We start from the raw sequence: 15,478 nt of genomic DNA, 5'->3' as shown, positions 1-15,478 counted from the left end.
GGGCGGCCGCTTTCCGGCAGCCCTCGACGGATCAAAACGTCACGATCTGAACGCAACAAACGAAATCACATTGCCGTCCGGGTCGCGCACATGAAAATCGGTGCCGCCCCAGGCCTGCTTGGTCAGTCGCTGTGCGAACTCCACGCCTCTGGCCTTGAACTCCTCGAACAGTCCCTGGACATTCGAAACTTCGATCGAAGCCAGAATGAGCGACCCCTCCTTTGCGGCCGCCGCGGCAAAATAGGGCTCGTAGACGAGCCGCAAGTGGATCCAGATGCCGTCGCGCGACACCGCTCCATAAAACGGCGGTGCGCCATGCAGGAATTCTGCCACGAAGCCCAAGCTGTCCCTGAAGAAGGCCGCGCTGGCCGTCACGTCCCGCACGAAAAGGATCGGTATGACGCTCTTGAAAACCGGCGGTTCCGTCGATGCGGCCGGCGTCTTCGGCGCATCCACCGCCACGGCCTTCAACTCGGCCCAGCTTCTGTGGCCCGCCTCGACCGCAACGATCTCCTGCGCCAGCGCCAAAGGGAATTTCATCGCCAGGATCTCGCGATCCGTCAGCGCGCTGAAACGGTCGAGCACGCGAACTCTTCCGCCAATGGAATAGTCGCGGTCACGGTGCCAGCGCATCAGCAGCTTGGCTTGTTTGCGATAGGTATCGAGGGTTGGCATGGACAGACTCCTGCTGAGGTTATCAGCGGGCGGGCCTAGCCCTTTCGGCCCCAATGCCGATGCGCCCCACAGGAACGCGGAAAGATTAGGGGACAACCTGCGGCAAGTCAAACCACCTCACAGCAGGCCCATGTGAGCGAAACCGGCGACAAAAAGCCGATGTCATCATAATCGCTCGCCCAAAACGGAAGCGCCCCCAGCACCTTTCCGGACACCGGGGGCGTTTTCCAATTCACGGCTGGCGGTTCCTGGCTTCAGGCCGCCTTGGTCTTCACCTTGCGCGCCAGATGCGCCACCACATTCTCGATCATCCGCATGCCGGCATCGCCGCCGAGCGTCATGATCGATTCCGGATGGAACTGCACCGCCGCGATCGGCTCCTTGACATGCTCGATGCCCATGATCGTTCCGTCCTCGCTTTCGGCCGTGATCATGAACTCACGCGGCAGGGTCGAGGGATCGGCGAAGATAGAGTGATAGCGGCCGACGGTGACTTCGCGGCCCAGGCCGGAGAAGACCAGACCCGGCTCGAGCACGCGGATGCGCGAGGGCTTGCCGTGCATCGGGATCGCCAGATGGCGCAGCTCGCCGCCATAGGCTTCGGCAAGCGCCTGGAGCCCCAGGCAGACGCCGAAGATCGGCAGGTTGCGCGCCCGCGCCTTCTTGATCGTCGCCTTGCAATCGAAATCCTTCGGATTGCCCGGTCCCGGCGACAGCACCACCAGATCGGGGTCCAGCCGGTCGAAGACCTCTTCCGGCACCGGCGTGCGCACGGTCGACACCATAGCGCCCGTCTGGCGGAAGTAATTCGCCAGCGTGTGCACGAAACTGTCCTCGTGGTCGATCAGCAGGATCTTCACGCCCTTGCCGACGGACGCGACGTCGCGCTGCTGCTTGCCGGAATTGGCAGTCTTGGCATCACGGATAGCGGCGAGCATGGCGGAGGCCTTCAGTTCGGTTTCTGCTTCTTCTTCCTCGGGGTTCGAGTCGTTCAGCAAGGTTGCACCGGCGCGCACCTCGGCGATGCCGTCCTTGATGCGGACGGTACGCAGCGTCAGGCCGGTGTTCATGTCACCGTTGAAGCCGACCATGCCGATCGCCCCACCATACCATGCGCGAGGGCTCTTCTCATGGCTTTCGATGAAGCGCATGGCCCAGAGCTTCGGCGCGCCGGTGACGGTAACGGCCCAGGCGTGGCTCAGGAAGCCGTCAAAGGCATCCATGTCGTCGCGCAGCCGGCCCTCGATATGGTCGACCGTGTGGATGAGGCGCGAATACATCTCGATCTGCCGGCGGCCGATGACCTTGACCGAGCCCGGCTCGCAGACGCGGCTCTTGTCGTTGCGGTCGACGTCGGAGCACATGGTCAGCTCGGATTCGTCCTTCTTGGAATTCAGCAATTTCAGGATCTGCTCGCTGTCGGCGATCGGATCGTCGCCGCGCTTGATCGTGCCCGAGATCGGGCAGGTCTCGATGCGGCGGCCGGAGACGCGCACGAACATTTCCGGCGATGCGCCGACCAGATATTCCTGGTTGCCGAGATTGATGAAGAAGGAATAGGGCGACGGATTGATCGCCTTCAGCCGCTTGGAAATATCGGACGGCTTGCTCTCGCAGCGTTCCATGAACTTCTGACCGGGCACGACCTCGAAGAGATCGCCCTTGCGGAAGCTTTCCTTGGCCTTGACCACCAGCTCGGCATATTCGCCGGGGCGATGATCGCTCTTCGGCGGAATGGCATCGGTATGGCGGAACGGCTCGGGGGCGATTTCGCCGGACTTGCCTTCGGTGGAGACGCCACCCTTGGCGAAGTCGTAGCGGTCGATCCAGGCCTTGGCGGAATAATTGTCCACCACCAGGATTTCATCCGGCAGATAGAGCACCATGTCGCGCTGGTCGTCGGGACGCTTGAGCTTCAGGTCGATGGCGTCGAACTGGAAGGCGAGATCGTAGCCGAAGGCGCCGTAGAAGCCGATGCTGGCATCGGCCTGCGAATAGAAGAGATCGGTGACGGCACGCAGCACGGTGAACACGGTCGGCGTCTTGGAGCGCTCTTCCTCGGTAAAGACGCGATCCGGCACCTTTACCGTCAGGTCGAGCCTGCGCGGCGTCGAAGCGCCGAGCGTCACATCGGAAACCGTCTTCAGCTTTTCGGCGATAAAACCGAGAATGACCTCGCCGCGCTCGTTATAGGCTTCGATCCAGACATCGCGCCCGTTGCAGGACAAGCCGAGCGGCGGATCGACGATGGCGGTGTCCCAACGCGTATAACGGCCGGGATATTCGTAGTTCGACGAGAAGACTGCGCCGCGGCGCTCGTCGAGCTTGTCGATATAGGACGATACGGCATCCGCATAGGGCGTCGGCCGGCGCTGCCGGGTGACGGTGATCCCACCCTTCGTCTCGTAGATTTCCGCACCATCATCCCGCAGGATCGTTACCATTGTTCCTCACTCCGTTATCGGGCCCGGATGACAGACGGCCTTTATAACAAAAAAGCCGCCTCGAAATCTCGGGCGGCTCACTCGTCGTCTTTGAACACGATTGGTCGAGGCCGCCTCAGCGAGCCCACCACCAAACTGCGATGTTGTTCAAGGACATGTTCATGGCGGGAATTGTTAGCGTGAGATGAGGGGATGTGCAAGCGGGAATGTCGAGATTAAGCAGCCACCTTGCTTCGCCTCCAGTGAAAGGGCGGGCCAAATTTATTAATGCCAGGATTTCCTCTCGGGATGCCAACGCCGACAATTATAGCCAAACAAAGAAGTATTGGCCCCGACCTCACATATGTCAGCAAAGCATCCATCTGGTTGTCCTCAATGAACGAGAACATTATCCCTTGAACAACAAAATTTAGACCACAGACTGCACCCCATCCCCAACTCCCAGGCCACCCAAAATCGCGCAGGCGCGCAGCAACGAGCTTAGCAACAATAACAATTACCAATAAGAACAACCGCAGCGTATCCAAAACTTCGTCGTTGCTGCCACGTTCCGCCGCCACTCGTGCGAAAAGAATCGCAAAGACAGTCGACACGCCAACCCAGTAAACTGAGCGGTTCACGCGTCGCCTGAAAATTGCGAACGTCCAAGAGGTCCAGCGCAATGCGAACTGCTGCGTACTTTCCGATACAGTTATATTGTACCGCGATGACCTTCCATACTTACTATTCGGATCACTAGCAGGAAGCCCCACGGCTACGATCAGAGCCCAGAATGGAAGAGTGGAGAGTAACAAAATGTAGCGTCCAGCGACACCACTTATCTCGCCGCCCGACAATATTGTTGGCTCTCGCATCACCATTATGCCAATGGGGATAGTGAAGCTAAATGCCGCAACTCCCGCCCACCCCCAAAAGGCTGACCATCCGAAATCCCGCAGTCGCGCCCCCATCACAGAAGCGACGAAGAAGAGGGCGAGGTTCGTATAGCGTAAGAGATCGGGCGCGTAGCCCATCTTGCTTAGAACGACGGCTCCGATCCAAAATCCCAAGAGTATGGAGATGAACATCCAGTATGTAGGGCGATTTAAGCGATCGTTCAGAAACAAACTCGTCAAGTTGCACCCTCATGAAGCTTCGGCTGTCTTTTGCACTCCGATATTTCACGCTGTCAACTTGACGAGTAGATATGCTTAAAGTTGCCGTCCGTCGGCGCTCCGCTGCCCTACCTCTCATTCCTGCCTTTTGGCCTCCGCGAAAAACGCCTCCGGCCCCTCCACCTCGACCAGCCGCTTCCTGTCGATCAGCCAGAACCGATTACCGATGTTGCGGACGAAGCTGCGGTCGTGGGAGACGAGCAGGCAGCTCGCCTCGTTCGTCATCAACTCGTCCTCCAGCGCCTCCTGCCCGTCGATATCGAGATGGTTGGTCGGCTCGTCGAGCAGGTAGAAATTGGGGTTGGTGAGCCTCAGCACCAGCATCGCCAGCCGCGCCTTCTGCCCGCCCGACAGCCTGCCGATAGCACAGCCCTGCATGTCGATGCCCATGCCGGCACCGGCAAGCAGGGTGCGCGCCCGCTGTTCGCCAAGCTCGAACGAACGGGTAATCGCGTCAAGCGGCGTATCCTCCTGGCCGAGATTGGACAAAGCCTGATCGCTATAGCCGAGCACCAGCGAGGGCGTCGCCCGGATAGTCCCCAGGGCGAGCTGATCGGCGATGGCCTTCTGCATCATCTCGACAAGCCGCGTCTTGCCCGCACCATTGGCTCCAAGCAGAACGACCCTGTCGCCCTGGCAGATCCAGTGCTTGCCGGTCTTGAACAGCAGCGTTCCATCCGGCGTCTCGACGGAGGCGTCGTCGAGCGTCAGCAATATCTTCGCCTGCGTGCCGCGATTGCTAAGCTTGATCGTGCCCGCCGAGCGCTCCTGATAGCCGGGCCGGGCCGCATCCTCCAGTTTCTCGGCGCGAGCCCTGAGCTGCTTCGTCTTCACCGTCAGCAGGTCGCTGCCGGAATTGATACCGAGATTGTTGAGCTTGGCGGCCTGCTTGCGCAGTTGCTGCGCCACCTTCATGTCCTTTTGGAAGCGCCGCTCATCCGAGGCATCCGCCTCGTCCAGCGCCGCCCGCGCCCGGCCATAGGGCAAGGCGTAGGTCTGCGATTGCTCCTGCCGCAAAAACAGGGTGCGGTTGCTGACGGCATCGAGAAAGGCGCGGTCGTGGCTTGCGATCAGGACAGGCACATCGCGGGGCAGAGCGTTCAGCCACTCTTCCAGCAGAGCGATCTTGGTAAGATCCAGATGGTTGGTCGGCTCGTCCAAGAGCAGAACATCTGGCTCGGTCACCCAGACGCGGGCCAGCATGGCCAGCCGCTGCCAGCCACCGCTGAGCGCCGCGAGCGCCCTCCCCCGCAGCGCCTCCGGCACATCGAGTGAATCCAGCGTGACATCGACGCGCCAGCCCTCGCTCTCGGCCTGCTCGGCCGATAGAGCGCCAAGCACCGCATCATGGAAGGATACATTTGCGAGCTCGGCGGGGACATTCTGCTCGACATAGCCGACAGTCAGGCCGCGCGAACGGGTGATGTCCCCGACCGTCGGCTCCAGCCGGCCGGCGATGCAGTTGAGCAGCGTGGACTTGCCCCGCCCGTTGGCGGCAACGATGCCGATGCGGTCGCCGGCGGCGACGGTGAAATTGAGATTGGAAATCAGCGGCACACCCAGGGTGATGCCGACATTGCGCAGATTGATCAGAGTCATGGTCTTCTTCCGGTGTGACCCGAACGGAATCCTGCATCGACGAAGGGAGCCTTATCGCCACGCAATGAGGATATCGTTTGGGAAATCGTCATGATGCAGCCGCGCGAACACATGCGTTCGGCGCTGCATTACCCACAGGGGCAGACCAGAAGGAATGAGTGAGTGACAGCCTCTGATCAGCCCTGCAAACGCATTTGCAGGGCCTGAGTCGGACCGAACTGGCGAATATGCCAGACAATCTTGGTCATACGGTCCTCCTCTCTCAAAACGGGTTAAAGATCACACAGCCTCAATAACATTGGCGGCTACGATTTACAATTGCGCACGCATGAACACGCTACGCCAGAATGCAAAAAAGAGGCGATGCCGAAGCATCGCCCAAGTTTGCTGCGTGTATTCGGCTTCCCTAGAATTTCTGCGTCAGCGTCAGCTTGAAGGTCCGTCCCGGCTCCGAATAGAAGGCGGCGGGCTGCGTCATGGTGGTGGTGGTCGCTGCATTGAGCGCGTCGTAATAGGTCTTGTTGAAGATGTTGTAGACACCGGCGCGCAGCGTCAGGCCCTTCACCTGTTCCGGCTCCCACCAGCCTGTGAGATCGAAGATGCCGTAGCCCGGCGTGCGGAAGTTGTCGCCATCCTTCTTCGGCTCGCTGGTCGCCGTGATGAAGGTCAGGTCGGTTCCCCAGATCTCGGTGGCATAGCCCACGGTGAAGGCCGCCTTGGCAGGTGCCACGGAATCGATCCATTCACCGCTATCGGAATCCTTGCCGTTGACATAGGCGAGCGCACCCTTGATGTGGATGCCGTTGTCGAACTTCTTGTGCGCGTTGACCTCGATGCCGAACATGCGGACATTGGCGCGGTTGAAGTATTCCGTGATGCCCAGCGGATAGGTGCCAGTGGGATCGCGGGACACTTCCGAGTCGATGAAGTTCTTGTATTTGTTATAGAACGCGCCGATGTGGCCGCCGAAATCGTCATCGCCGAGATTGGTGCCGATTTCGATGCCGTTGCTGGTTTCCGGCTTCAAGTCGGGATTGCCGTAGGCGACATAGCCGCCGGGCACGCCATAGTTCAGATAGAGTTCGCTGGCATTCGGCGCACGGAAGCCCATGGCCCATTGCGCATAGAACTCGACATTGTTCTGCGGCTGGTAGGCTGCACGCAGCTTCGGCGAGAAGCGGGTATCGGACTGGCCGGACGGCAGGCCGGTATAATTGGCGCTATCGCGATAGGCATCCGTGTTCTTCGGCGAATAATCGTACCAGTCGAAACGCAGGCCCGGCGTCAGCGAGAAGCCACTGGAGCCGATCTCGATCTTGTCGTCGATGAAGGCGCCGACGCGCTTGCCATCGACATCGGGCATATCGGACTGGTTGGTGTGCAGGAATGCGCAGGTTGCGCGCCAGCGGGGAAGAGCGCAGCTATCCTCGCCCGCCGAATATTGATGCGTCTTGGAGAAGGCGACATTGAGACCGGCGGTGACGTTGTGACGGAAGTTGCCGGTATCGAAAGCCTTCGAGGCATTACCGCTGAAGCCGATGCTGCGCTCCTCCAGCTCGTTCCGGCGCCAGTAATCACCGATGACCGAGGTATTGCGATAGCCTTCTACCCCGTTCTCGCGCACCAGATTCTGCCAGTAGAAGACGGCATTGGCGGTGTCGATGAGGGAATCGGCGCTATCGGCCTCATATTTGTAGTCAAGCGACAGGCGGTTGCGCTCGACATTGTCGGTCTTGTCGTAGTCGCCCGGACGGAAGTTGCCGGTCAGGCTCTGGGCGCTGCGCCAGTCGATGGTCTTGTCCTTGTTGTAATGCTCCGCCGTGATGCCGAAAGTGCCTACATCGGTATATTGGCGGATCTTGAACAGGCCGTTGCGCTCATTGTAGTCGGCCGGGTCCTGCTCGGTACGCGTGGTGGAGTAGCCGCCGACATCGCCGTTGTTCTCGCGCTCATGTCCATGCGTATAGCCGCCCTGGAAGAGCACGGCGGTATTGTCGATCCGCTTGGCAACAGCCGCCGAACCGCCGATGCTGCGGTCGTCGCCGTCATAGCCGAACTTGAAGATGCCGCCCCAGGTAGCGTCAGGGCCGATCAGGTCTTCCGGCTCCAATGTGCGCAGCACAAGGGCGCCGCCGAGGGCGCCGGAGCCGGCACGGCTGGAATCGGCACCGCGTACGACATCGATGGTCGAAAGCGAATTGAAGTCGAAGCTGTTGACGCCACCATCGGCGTCGCGCGAGCCGTCGAGCAGGTAGGGAATCTCGATGCCATCGACGGTGGTCAGCACCCGGTCGTCTCCGAGACCACGGATATTGACGCCGCCGCTGTTGCGATTGAAGCCGACGCCGACCTCGGTGCTGCGGCCGAGATCCTCGATGCTGTTGATCTGCTTGTCGTCGATCTCCTGCGCCGTCGTCTCGGTTGTCGTTGGAGAGTCGGCAAGCACGTCTTTCGTCGCCTTGCCCTTGACCACGATCGGCTTCAGATCGGTCGCGCGGTCGCTCTTCGGCGCCGCCTCGCCTGTCGTCGTATCATTCTGGGTAGCCGTCTGTGCATAGGACGCCGTGCCCAGCCCGAAAGCCAGAACCGCGGTGCATGCCAAGAGAGCCGAGCGGGATCGCCGGACAACCATAACCATTCCTTTCGAATTGCTTCACCGGGCTGGCTGGTTGCTGCGTCTGGGGCAAGCAAGGGGCTGGCTGGGCTCGTTCCGTTAACAGACGGAAAAATTCCGCCTTGTTTCTGTCGCATAAAAAACATGAGTTTTACTGTCAATATATCCGAGCAAGATAATCATGAATAAAATTCTCATGTTTAAAAGTGGATCGCAAAAGTTGCTGAATTGCAACGAAATCGCTGTGTCGAGCGTTTTCACCGCATCACTATTAGAAATGGGTGAAATACTTGATGCTATTTCGGATCATCTCCGCCATCACTGCCCTCATCATGCTGACGGCAGCATCCCTCCCCCAAACCGGCCCGATACCGCAGCCAAAGCCGGATAGCGAACCACCCCAGCAACCATCCACGGAAGCACCCGTTCCCACCGAGAAGCCGGTGATTTCGGATAGCCAGCCATCCGCCGGAGAAATGCAGGGGCCGCCCAAGCCGCCTCTCACTCCGCCCCCTACCGTCGCAACCGAGCCGGACGACGAGCACGAGGCCTGCCTCACGCAATTGACCGCCATGGGCGCCATCTTCAAGGACATCCCCCGCATCGACGACGGCAATGGCTGCGGCATCGACAAACCGATCGCGCTTACCGAAGCGCTGCCGGGTATCCGGTTGAAACCGGAAGGCACGATGCGCTGCGAGGCGGCCCTGGCGCTTGCCCATTGGATGAAGGAAAGCGTGATCCCTTCCGCCGCCGCGCTGAAGGACAACGGTCGGATCGTCACGATCAACCAGGCCTCGACCTATATCTGCCGCCTGCGCAACAACGCCACCACCGGCAAGATCTCCGAACATGCCCGCGGCAATGCCATCGACATTGCCGGCTTCACCTTCGAGAACGGCAAGACCATCGACATCGAACCCCGGCGCGAGGACCCGACGCTGACGGGCGCATTCCAGCGCACGGCCAGCGCCTCGGCCTGCCTCTATTTCTCGACCGTCCTCGACCCGGAGAGCGACGCCGCCCACGAGACGCATTTTCATCTGGACGTGCTGAAGAGAAACGGCGGCTTTCGCTATTGCCACTGAGTTGCCGAGACGACGGCATGAAGCCGTCCCCTCGGCACAAGCCCAGTTCCACCAGAATCAGAACTTAAAACAATCCTTCGATATAGCCCTGATCATTGAGGAAAATCCGCTCCGCCGCCGGAGCCTTCGGCAGGCCCGGCATGGTCATGATCTCGCCGGTGATGGCGACGACGAAGCCAGCTCCGGCGGAAAGACGCACCTCGCGCACCGATACGATATGGCCTTCCGGCGCACCACGGACGTTCGGATCGGTCGAGAAGGAATATTGCGTCTTTGCCATGCAGACGGGCAGATGACCGTAGCCCTGGTCTTCCCAGGAGCGCAACTGGTCGCGCACGGCCTTGTCCGCGGTCACTTCGCCGGCATGGTAGATCTTCGAGGCGACGATCTCGATCTTCTCCAGCAGGGGAAGATTGTCGGGATAGAGCGGCTGGAATTTCGCCTGGCCGGATTCGGCAAGCTCCACCACCTTTTGGGCAAGCTCCTCGATCCCCGCCGATCCCTCGGCCCAATGGCGGCAAAGGATCGCGTCGGCGCCAAGGCGAGCGACATAGTTCTTCAGCGCCTCGATTTCCGCATCCGTATCCGAGACGAAATGATTGATGGCGACGACGACGGGCACGCCGAACTTGCGGACATTCGCGACATGACGGCCGAGATTGGCGCAGCCCTTCACCAGGGCCTCGACATTCTCCTGGCCGAGATCGTCCTTTTTGACGCCGCCATTCATCTTCAGCGCCCGCACGGTCGCGACGATGACGGCCGCGTCCGGCGAAAGCCCGGCCTTGCGGCATTTGATGTCGAAGAATTTTTCCGCGCCGAGATCGGCGCCGAAGCCCGCTTCCGTCACCACATAATCGGCCAGCTTCAGCGCCGTGCGCGTGGCGATCACCGAATTGCAGCCATGGGCGATATTGGCGAATGGGCCGCCATGCACCAGCGCCGGATTGTTTTCCAGCGTCTGCACGAGGTTCGGCTGCATGGCGTCCTTGAGCAGCACCGCCATCGCACCGTCCGCCTTCAAGTCGCGGGCATAGACCGGCGTGCGATCGCGGCGGTAGCCGATGATGATGTCGCCGAGGCGCTTTTCCAGATCCTTCAGATCCGAAGCCAGGCAGAGGATCGCCATGACTTCGGAGGCGACGGTGATATCGAAGCCGCCCTCGCGCGGATAGCCGTTGGCAACGCCGCCGAGCGAGGCGACGATGTCGCGCAGCGCCCGGTCGTTCATGTCCATGGCGCGCCGCCAGGTGATGCGACGCACATCGATATTCTGCTCGTTGCCCCAATAGATATGGTTGTCGATCAGCGCCGCCAGCAGATTATGGGCCGAGGTGACGGCATGGAAATCGCCGGTGAAGTGCAGGTTGATATCCTCCATCGGGATGACCTGCGCATAGCCGCCGCCGGCGGCACCGCCCTTGACGCCGAAGCAGGGACCGAGCGAGGCCTCGCGTACGCAGACGATCGCCTTCTTGCCGATGCGGTTCAGCCCATCGCCAAGCCCGACGGTCGTGGTCGTCTTGCCTTCACCCGCCGGCGTCGGGTTGATCGCGGTGACGAGGATCAGCTTGCCATCCTTGTTGCCCGCCTTCGACGCGATGAAGCCCGCGCCGATCTTCGCCTTGTCGTGGCCGTAGGGTGCGAGCTCCTCCGCCGGAATGCCGAGCTTGACGCCGATCTCGACGATCGGCAGTTTCTTCGCGGCGCGCGCGATTTCGATGTCGGATGCCACCGTTGCTGCCATAGATCCGCTCCCGCCCTGAACATTGAGCCGTTCCTACAGTCGGGATAACCCAATAAATATCCACTGTGAATAGCCGCGGGTTGCTGTCCTCAACGAAACGCTCGCACCTTGCCGCCAGGAAGCGCCTCGCCTATTGTGCGCCGCGAAATGCAGGACGGACAAAAGGAAACGATATGAAGTCCCTGGAACTACTGGTCGAGCGCATCATTCTCTCCAGCCGCTGGCTTCTGGTCATCTTCTATCTCGGCCTCGCCGCCTCGCTCGCGGTCTATGCCGTCTCCTTCGCCTACAAGTTCTACAAGGTCGCGATCAACGTCTTCCAATATGATGAAGCGGACATGATCCTTGCCATTCTCGGCCTGATCGACGCCGCCCTGGTGGCGAGCCTGATCGTCATGGTGATGATCTCTGGCTACGAGAATTTCGTCAGCCGCTTCGATGAAGCCGAAGGCGAAGTCTCCTTCCTCGGCAAGCTCGATTCCGGCAGCCTGAAGATCAAGGTCGCCTCCTCGATCGTGGCGATCTCATCGATCCACCTGCTGCAGATCTTCCTCAACGCCACCCAATACGACAACAGCAAGCTGATGTGGTTCACCATCATCCACCTGGCCTTCGTCGTCTCGGCCCTTTTGCTGGGATATCTCGAAAAGATCATGGCCAAGGCCAAAGGCAAGGCTGCCTGACAGCCTGGGCAGTTCCTACTCCCCGACGGCTGCCGGCATAGTCGCCGGCGACGCGGCGCACTCCGCGATCGATTGATCGTCCTTGCAATTGCGTGCCGCTACAAGCTGATCGGCGGCGGCGAGCTCCGTGGTCAGGCGCAGCCTCAACGCATCCATCTGGGAAATGACATGGATGGATGCCGGTTCGGTTCCGAGCATCAGGTCGACGAGCGATCCGTCGATACCCATCTTGCCGAGAAAACCGACCAGCCTCGCCTTTTGCCGCTTGTCGAGCTTCGTCGTATCGTACTTGCCGACGAATTTACGCCCCACCTCCTGCCTCGAGAGCACCTTGCGCTTGCCGTTTATCGTCTCATATTCGGTACGATATTGAACGCGCACCTCGCTATAGGTGGTGGTGATCTGGTGCACGCCGAGAAAGGCAAAGGGGCTGGAAACGCGTTCGACGCCGCCGGCAAAAAACAAGGGACATGCCGAAAAGCAGATGGCGCCGGCCGAAAACGCTGTCCCACGGAGGGACCCGTCCTTCGCGCGGGCCGCCTGGCAAAGCGGCTCGTCATAGGGGCAATCGCGCGATCGGGTCCGGCCGACCGCGATCGCCAGCTTGCGCTTGCGGATCAGATCGGCCATCGCCATTGCCGCCCTGACATCGCCGCCGGGCGAATTGACGACGATCGGCAGCCTGCGGTTTCCAAGGCGTTTCAGAAACTTCCCCAGCTTCCCCGGCGAATCCGCCACGATCTGCCCCTCGGCGGAGATCCAGTCCGGACAGCCATCGCCAACACGGCAGGCGGGCATGTCGCCGTGCACCAGCAGGAATTCCATCGGCCGACCGCCTTGAAGACCGCCAGCCTCGGCCGAACCAACGAAAAATACCGAAAGACAGGCAGCCGTCAGAAACCACAGAATCCGGCGGCAAGACCAGGCTGCGAGCTGTGGTGAAAAGCGAAAATGCATGGAATGGAAGCCTGGAAGCGATTGCGTGCCAAACCGATAGCAATCGCTTTGCGCCTTCGCAAGGCACACCGGCATCAACCGCCCGCCGGTCGCGATCATCATGGCATCGGCGGCAACCTTTTCACGGGCGCTCATCCTGGGCGGCAAGTCTCTCGTTTGAACGCTAAGGCTGTGCGCCTCAGGCCGCTGAAGACCATGTTGACGAAGGCTTGCGCGGAAGTCTATCGGCAATTTTTCTCCGTCATCATCCTCCCCTCGCTGGCCATCCCAAGACCTGCGCCGACGCTATAATGCAAGAAGTCAACGGAATAAGATTTTTGCCCTCATAGGGTTCATTTCCAAAAAAGTATTACAAATCAGCAATTTACAATATTAAAATATATGAAAATGAAATTATTACTGGATATGTGGTATTTTTGCGTCTAGCATTCGCCTGGAAATCCAGTATTTGATAGCGACAACACGCTGTGGGCGCCTCTATATATGTCCTATTTCATCACTGCTGAGAGACAACTGTTGCTTTCCGCCGAGTTGGCCACAGCCCGGACGCAGACGGCTTTTGCTCAGGCGCTGGAGCGCACGCGCTCCGCCTTCGGCTTCAGCAGCGTCGCATTGATGACTGCCCCGGTTTCAGAAGATTCCATGCTGGCGCCGCTGATCATCGAAGGTTCGATGCCCGCGCAATTTTTGCGCGATTTCGACCGCCAGCAACTGCTGCGTCGTTGCCCGATGCTGCTGCGTGCCCGCGACTCCGTCATGCCGCGCGCTTGGCACCTCGTGGAAAAGGGTACGCACAGCATGGATCTGCCGCGCGAGCTGTGCACGCTCCTGACGGCGCATGATTGCCCTATGGGGATCGTCATGCCCATCAACTCGTCCGAAGGGCAGCGGCTGATCTTCTGGTTCATGGGCAATCGCAGCAGTCTTGGCCAGAGCGAGCTCAACGAGCTGACCATGATCGCGCTGCAGGCGCTCGACACCTACAATTGCCTCAAGCGCAGCGACAGCGCCGCCGCTCATACGCTTTCGGCCCGCGAGCTGGAAGTCGTCCGCTGGACCGCCCAGGGCAAGACCTCCGTCGAGATTGGCCAGATCCTGTCCCTCTCCGACCACACGGTCAACGCCTACATGATGAATGCGATCAAGAAGCTCGATTGCGTCAACCGCACGCAGCTCGTCGCGAAGGCGATCCGGCTGAAACTGATCACCTGATCTTCACAACATCCCTTAAATTCGCAGCCCCCGCACCCATGCCGTAGAGCGTGGGCGATCGCCGTTGTGGACGATCGCCACGGCGTCTCATCGACCGCCAAGCACGCTGCGCATTTCCACCAGATTGGAACGCACGCGCAGAATATAGAAGCCCATTGTCGCCAGATGGCTCGGCATGATCCAGCCGTCCTCGCGCCCGTTCGATATGATCGCGGGCTGAATGCGCAGTGCCGCTTCGAGCTGCTTCATGGTCCCCGACCAAAGCGTGCCGAGATTGCGCTCGGTGATAACCTGCTTAAAATCGGCGCCGACGGCGCTCAGAATGCCGTAATAACCGTAGAGCTGACCATAGGCGAACCAGAAGCGGTCGTCGGCGCGCATGTCGAACCACCCGTAATTGTGGTTCTCCGACCTCTCCGCCAGGATATCCGACGTGCTGCCGAGATCGTTGGCGACGCGGTCGATAAATTGCAGGAGGTTGTCGGCGCGGCTGTCGAAGACGGCATTGCAGGTGCCGAGATCCGTGTTGAATTTGCGCAGGCTGGTGATCGCGGCGCGATAGTAGCTTGGCGTCGGCGTCTTCGGACCGAAGGGACGCAGGCCGAAATACCAGCTCGCCTCATCGAATTGCAGGTTGCCGCGGGCGCTCTGCAGGTCGCCGTTGATGCCGGATGTGCCGCGCACGCGACCCAGCGTATCGACCAGCTCCACCGACGTGCGCCGCACCGCCTGGTTCACGCCGCGCTGAAAGGCCGCCTTGTTGTCGAGGAAAGGCGTATCGTCCCAGCTCATGCCGAAGAAGCCGAGCTTGAACAGCAGCATCGAGGAGATCCAGGCATTCTGGTTGACGTTGAAATCGATAAGATCGGCGGTGACATCAACCGTCCCCGAGGTCTGGCAGGCTTTCGGCGCGGTCGCTGCGACCTGCTGCCCGCTCGTTGCCGGCAGCTCCTGCCCCGCCCCGACCTTGCGATCGGCAAACCTGTAGACACTGGGATAATTGGCATCGAAGCCGCTCCAGACCTGCGTCTGCCAGATAAAGTAGATGTAGAGGACCGCCATCAAAGTCACGAAGGCGGCGATCGGCAGCTTGATCAGCCAGTTGCGCCGCTGATACCAGCCGTGTGCAGCGAGGAAAGGCCAGACGATCCAGGCGACGAGAAGCCCCAGGCCGCGCGCAATGGCGGCGCCGATCCGCCTGAAGAACGCAGCAATCGAATCAAGCATGGATGTCTCCTCTAAAGCATGTCGCGCAAGAGTGTTGCAGCGGTTTTGCGATCACGACATGCGCAAAATCAAAGACCT

General features: G+C 60.2%; 11 protein-coding genes. 3 read left to right on the top strand and 8 right to left on the bottom strand.

Features of this window, described 5'->3' with window-relative positions; genetic code table 11:
* Positions 1–39: 39 nt before the first annotated feature.
* The 5 genes from FHX11_RS00515 to FHX11_RS00495 form a co-directional block, all read right to left on the bottom strand.
* On the bottom strand, positions 40–675 hold the full coding sequence (locus FHX11_RS00515; protein ID WP_184353981.1) for a glyoxalase superfamily protein: 636 nt from the start codon (positions 673–675) through the stop codon (positions 40–42).
* A 254-nt stretch (positions 676–929) separates the two neighbouring features.
* The gene (locus FHX11_RS00510) at positions 930–3,119 is read right to left on the bottom strand and encodes an anthranilate synthase (RefSeq protein WP_184353979.1); all 2,190 of its coding nucleotides are present in this window, start codon (positions 3,117–3,119) and stop codon (positions 930–932) included.
* A 215-nt stretch (positions 3,120–3,334) separates the two neighbouring features.
* Complete coding sequence (locus FHX11_RS00505) at positions 3,335–4,234, bottom strand: DUF805 domain-containing protein (protein WP_184353977.1); 900 nt, start codon at positions 4,232–4,234, stop codon at positions 3,335–3,337.
* A gap of 114 nt (positions 4,235–4,348) precedes the next feature.
* Positions 4,349–5,872 (bottom strand): ABC-F family ATP-binding cassette domain-containing protein, encoded by a 1,524-nt coding sequence (locus FHX11_RS00500; RefSeq protein WP_184353975.1) that lies wholly within the window; start codon positions 5,870–5,872, stop codon positions 4,349–4,351.
* Positions 5,873–6,278: 406 nt separating this feature from the next.
* A complete protein-coding gene (locus FHX11_RS00495) occupies positions 6,279–8,504 on the bottom strand; it encodes a TonB-dependent hemoglobin/transferrin/lactoferrin family receptor (protein WP_184353973.1) in 2,226 nt (741 codons plus the stop codon).
* A gap of 275 nt (positions 8,505–8,779) precedes the next feature.
* On the opposite strand from FHX11_RS00495, the gene FHX11_RS00490 reads away from it, so the two are divergent.
* The gene (locus tag FHX11_RS00490; RefSeq protein WP_184353971.1) at positions 8,780–9,574 is read left to right on the top strand and encodes an extensin family protein; all 795 of its coding nucleotides are present in this window, start codon (positions 8,780–8,782) and stop codon (positions 9,572–9,574) included.
* Positions 9,575–9,638: 64 nt separating this feature from the next.
* Here FHX11_RS00490 and FHX11_RS00485 read toward each other — a convergent pair whose 3' ends face one another.
* On the bottom strand, positions 9,639–11,321 hold the full coding sequence (locus FHX11_RS00485; protein ID WP_184353969.1) for a formate--tetrahydrofolate ligase: 1,683 nt from the start codon (positions 11,319–11,321) through the stop codon (positions 9,639–9,641).
* Positions 11,322–11,494: 173 nt separating this feature from the next.
* Between FHX11_RS00485 and FHX11_RS00480 the strand changes: the two genes are divergently transcribed.
* A complete protein-coding gene (locus FHX11_RS00480; RefSeq protein WP_184353967.1) occupies positions 11,495–12,004 on the top strand; it encodes a TIGR00645 family protein in 510 nt (169 codons plus the stop codon).
* A gap of 15 nt (positions 12,005–12,019) precedes the next feature.
* Here FHX11_RS00480 and FHX11_RS00475 read toward each other — a convergent pair whose 3' ends face one another.
* Complete coding sequence (locus FHX11_RS00475) at positions 12,020–13,096, bottom strand: hypothetical protein (protein ID WP_246780860.1); 1,077 nt, start codon at positions 13,094–13,096, stop codon at positions 12,020–12,022.
* A 348-nt stretch (positions 13,097–13,444) separates the two neighbouring features.
* Between FHX11_RS00475 and FHX11_RS00470 the strand changes: the two genes are divergently transcribed.
* Complete coding sequence (locus FHX11_RS00470) at positions 13,445–14,173, top strand: LuxR C-terminal-related transcriptional regulator (RefSeq protein ID WP_184353965.1); 729 nt, start codon at positions 13,445–13,447, stop codon at positions 14,171–14,173.
* 87 nt (positions 14,174–14,260) lie between these two features.
* On the opposite strand, the gene FHX11_RS00465 is transcribed toward FHX11_RS00470, so the two are convergent.
* Positions 14,261–15,400, bottom strand: a complete 1,140-nt coding sequence (locus FHX11_RS00465; protein WP_184353963.1) for a DUF2333 family protein — start codon at positions 15,398–15,400, stop codon at positions 14,261–14,263.
* Positions 15,401–15,478: the final 78 nt, after the last annotated feature.

This window comes from Rhizobium sp. BK602, assembly GCF_014195095.1.
In the GTDB taxonomy this organism is placed as follows: Bacteria; Pseudomonadota; Alphaproteobacteria; order Rhizobiales; family Rhizobiaceae; genus Rhizobium.
The sequence above is the reverse complement of the archived record's forward strand: the minus strand, read 5'-3'. Positions and strand labels throughout refer to the sequence as shown.

What these genes read in the sequence shown, in the direction of transcription:
- FHX11_RS00515 (WP_184353981.1), bottom strand. Translation starts at nt 675, where the DNA reads ATGCCAACCCTCGATACCTATCGCAAACAAGCCAAGCTGCTGATGCGC.
- FHX11_RS00510 (WP_184353979.1), bottom strand. Translation starts at nt 3,119, where the DNA reads ATGGTAACGATCCTGCGGGATGATGGTGCGGAAATCTACGAGACGAAG.
- FHX11_RS00500 (WP_184353975.1), bottom strand. Translation starts at nt 5,872, where the DNA reads ATGACTCTGATCAATCTGCGCAATGTCGGCATCACCCTGGGTGTGCCG.
- FHX11_RS00495 (WP_184353973.1), bottom strand. Translation starts at nt 8,504, where the DNA reads ATGGTTGTCCGGCGATCCCGCTCGGCTCTCTTGGCATGCACCGCGGTT.
- FHX11_RS00490 (WP_184353971.1), top strand. Translation starts at nt 8,780, where the DNA reads ATGCTATTTCGGATCATCTCCGCCATCACTGCCCTCATCATGCTGACG.
- FHX11_RS00485 (WP_184353969.1), bottom strand. Translation starts at nt 11,321, where the DNA reads ATGGCAGCAACGGTGGCATCCGACATCGAAATCGCGCGCGCCGCGAAG.
- FHX11_RS00480 (WP_184353967.1), top strand. Translation starts at nt 11,495, where the DNA reads ATGAAGTCCCTGGAACTACTGGTCGAGCGCATCATTCTCTCCAGCCGC.
- FHX11_RS00475 (WP_246780860.1), bottom strand. Translation starts at nt 13,096, where the DNA reads ATGAGCGCCCGTGAAAAGGTTGCCGCCGATGCCATGATGATCGCGACC.
- FHX11_RS00470 (WP_184353965.1), top strand. Translation starts at nt 13,445, where the DNA reads ATGTCCTATTTCATCACTGCTGAGAGACAACTGTTGCTTTCCGCCGAG.
- FHX11_RS00465 (WP_184353963.1), bottom strand. Translation starts at nt 15,400, where the DNA reads ATGCTTGATTCGATTGCTGCGTTCTTCAGGCGGATCGGCGCCGCCATT.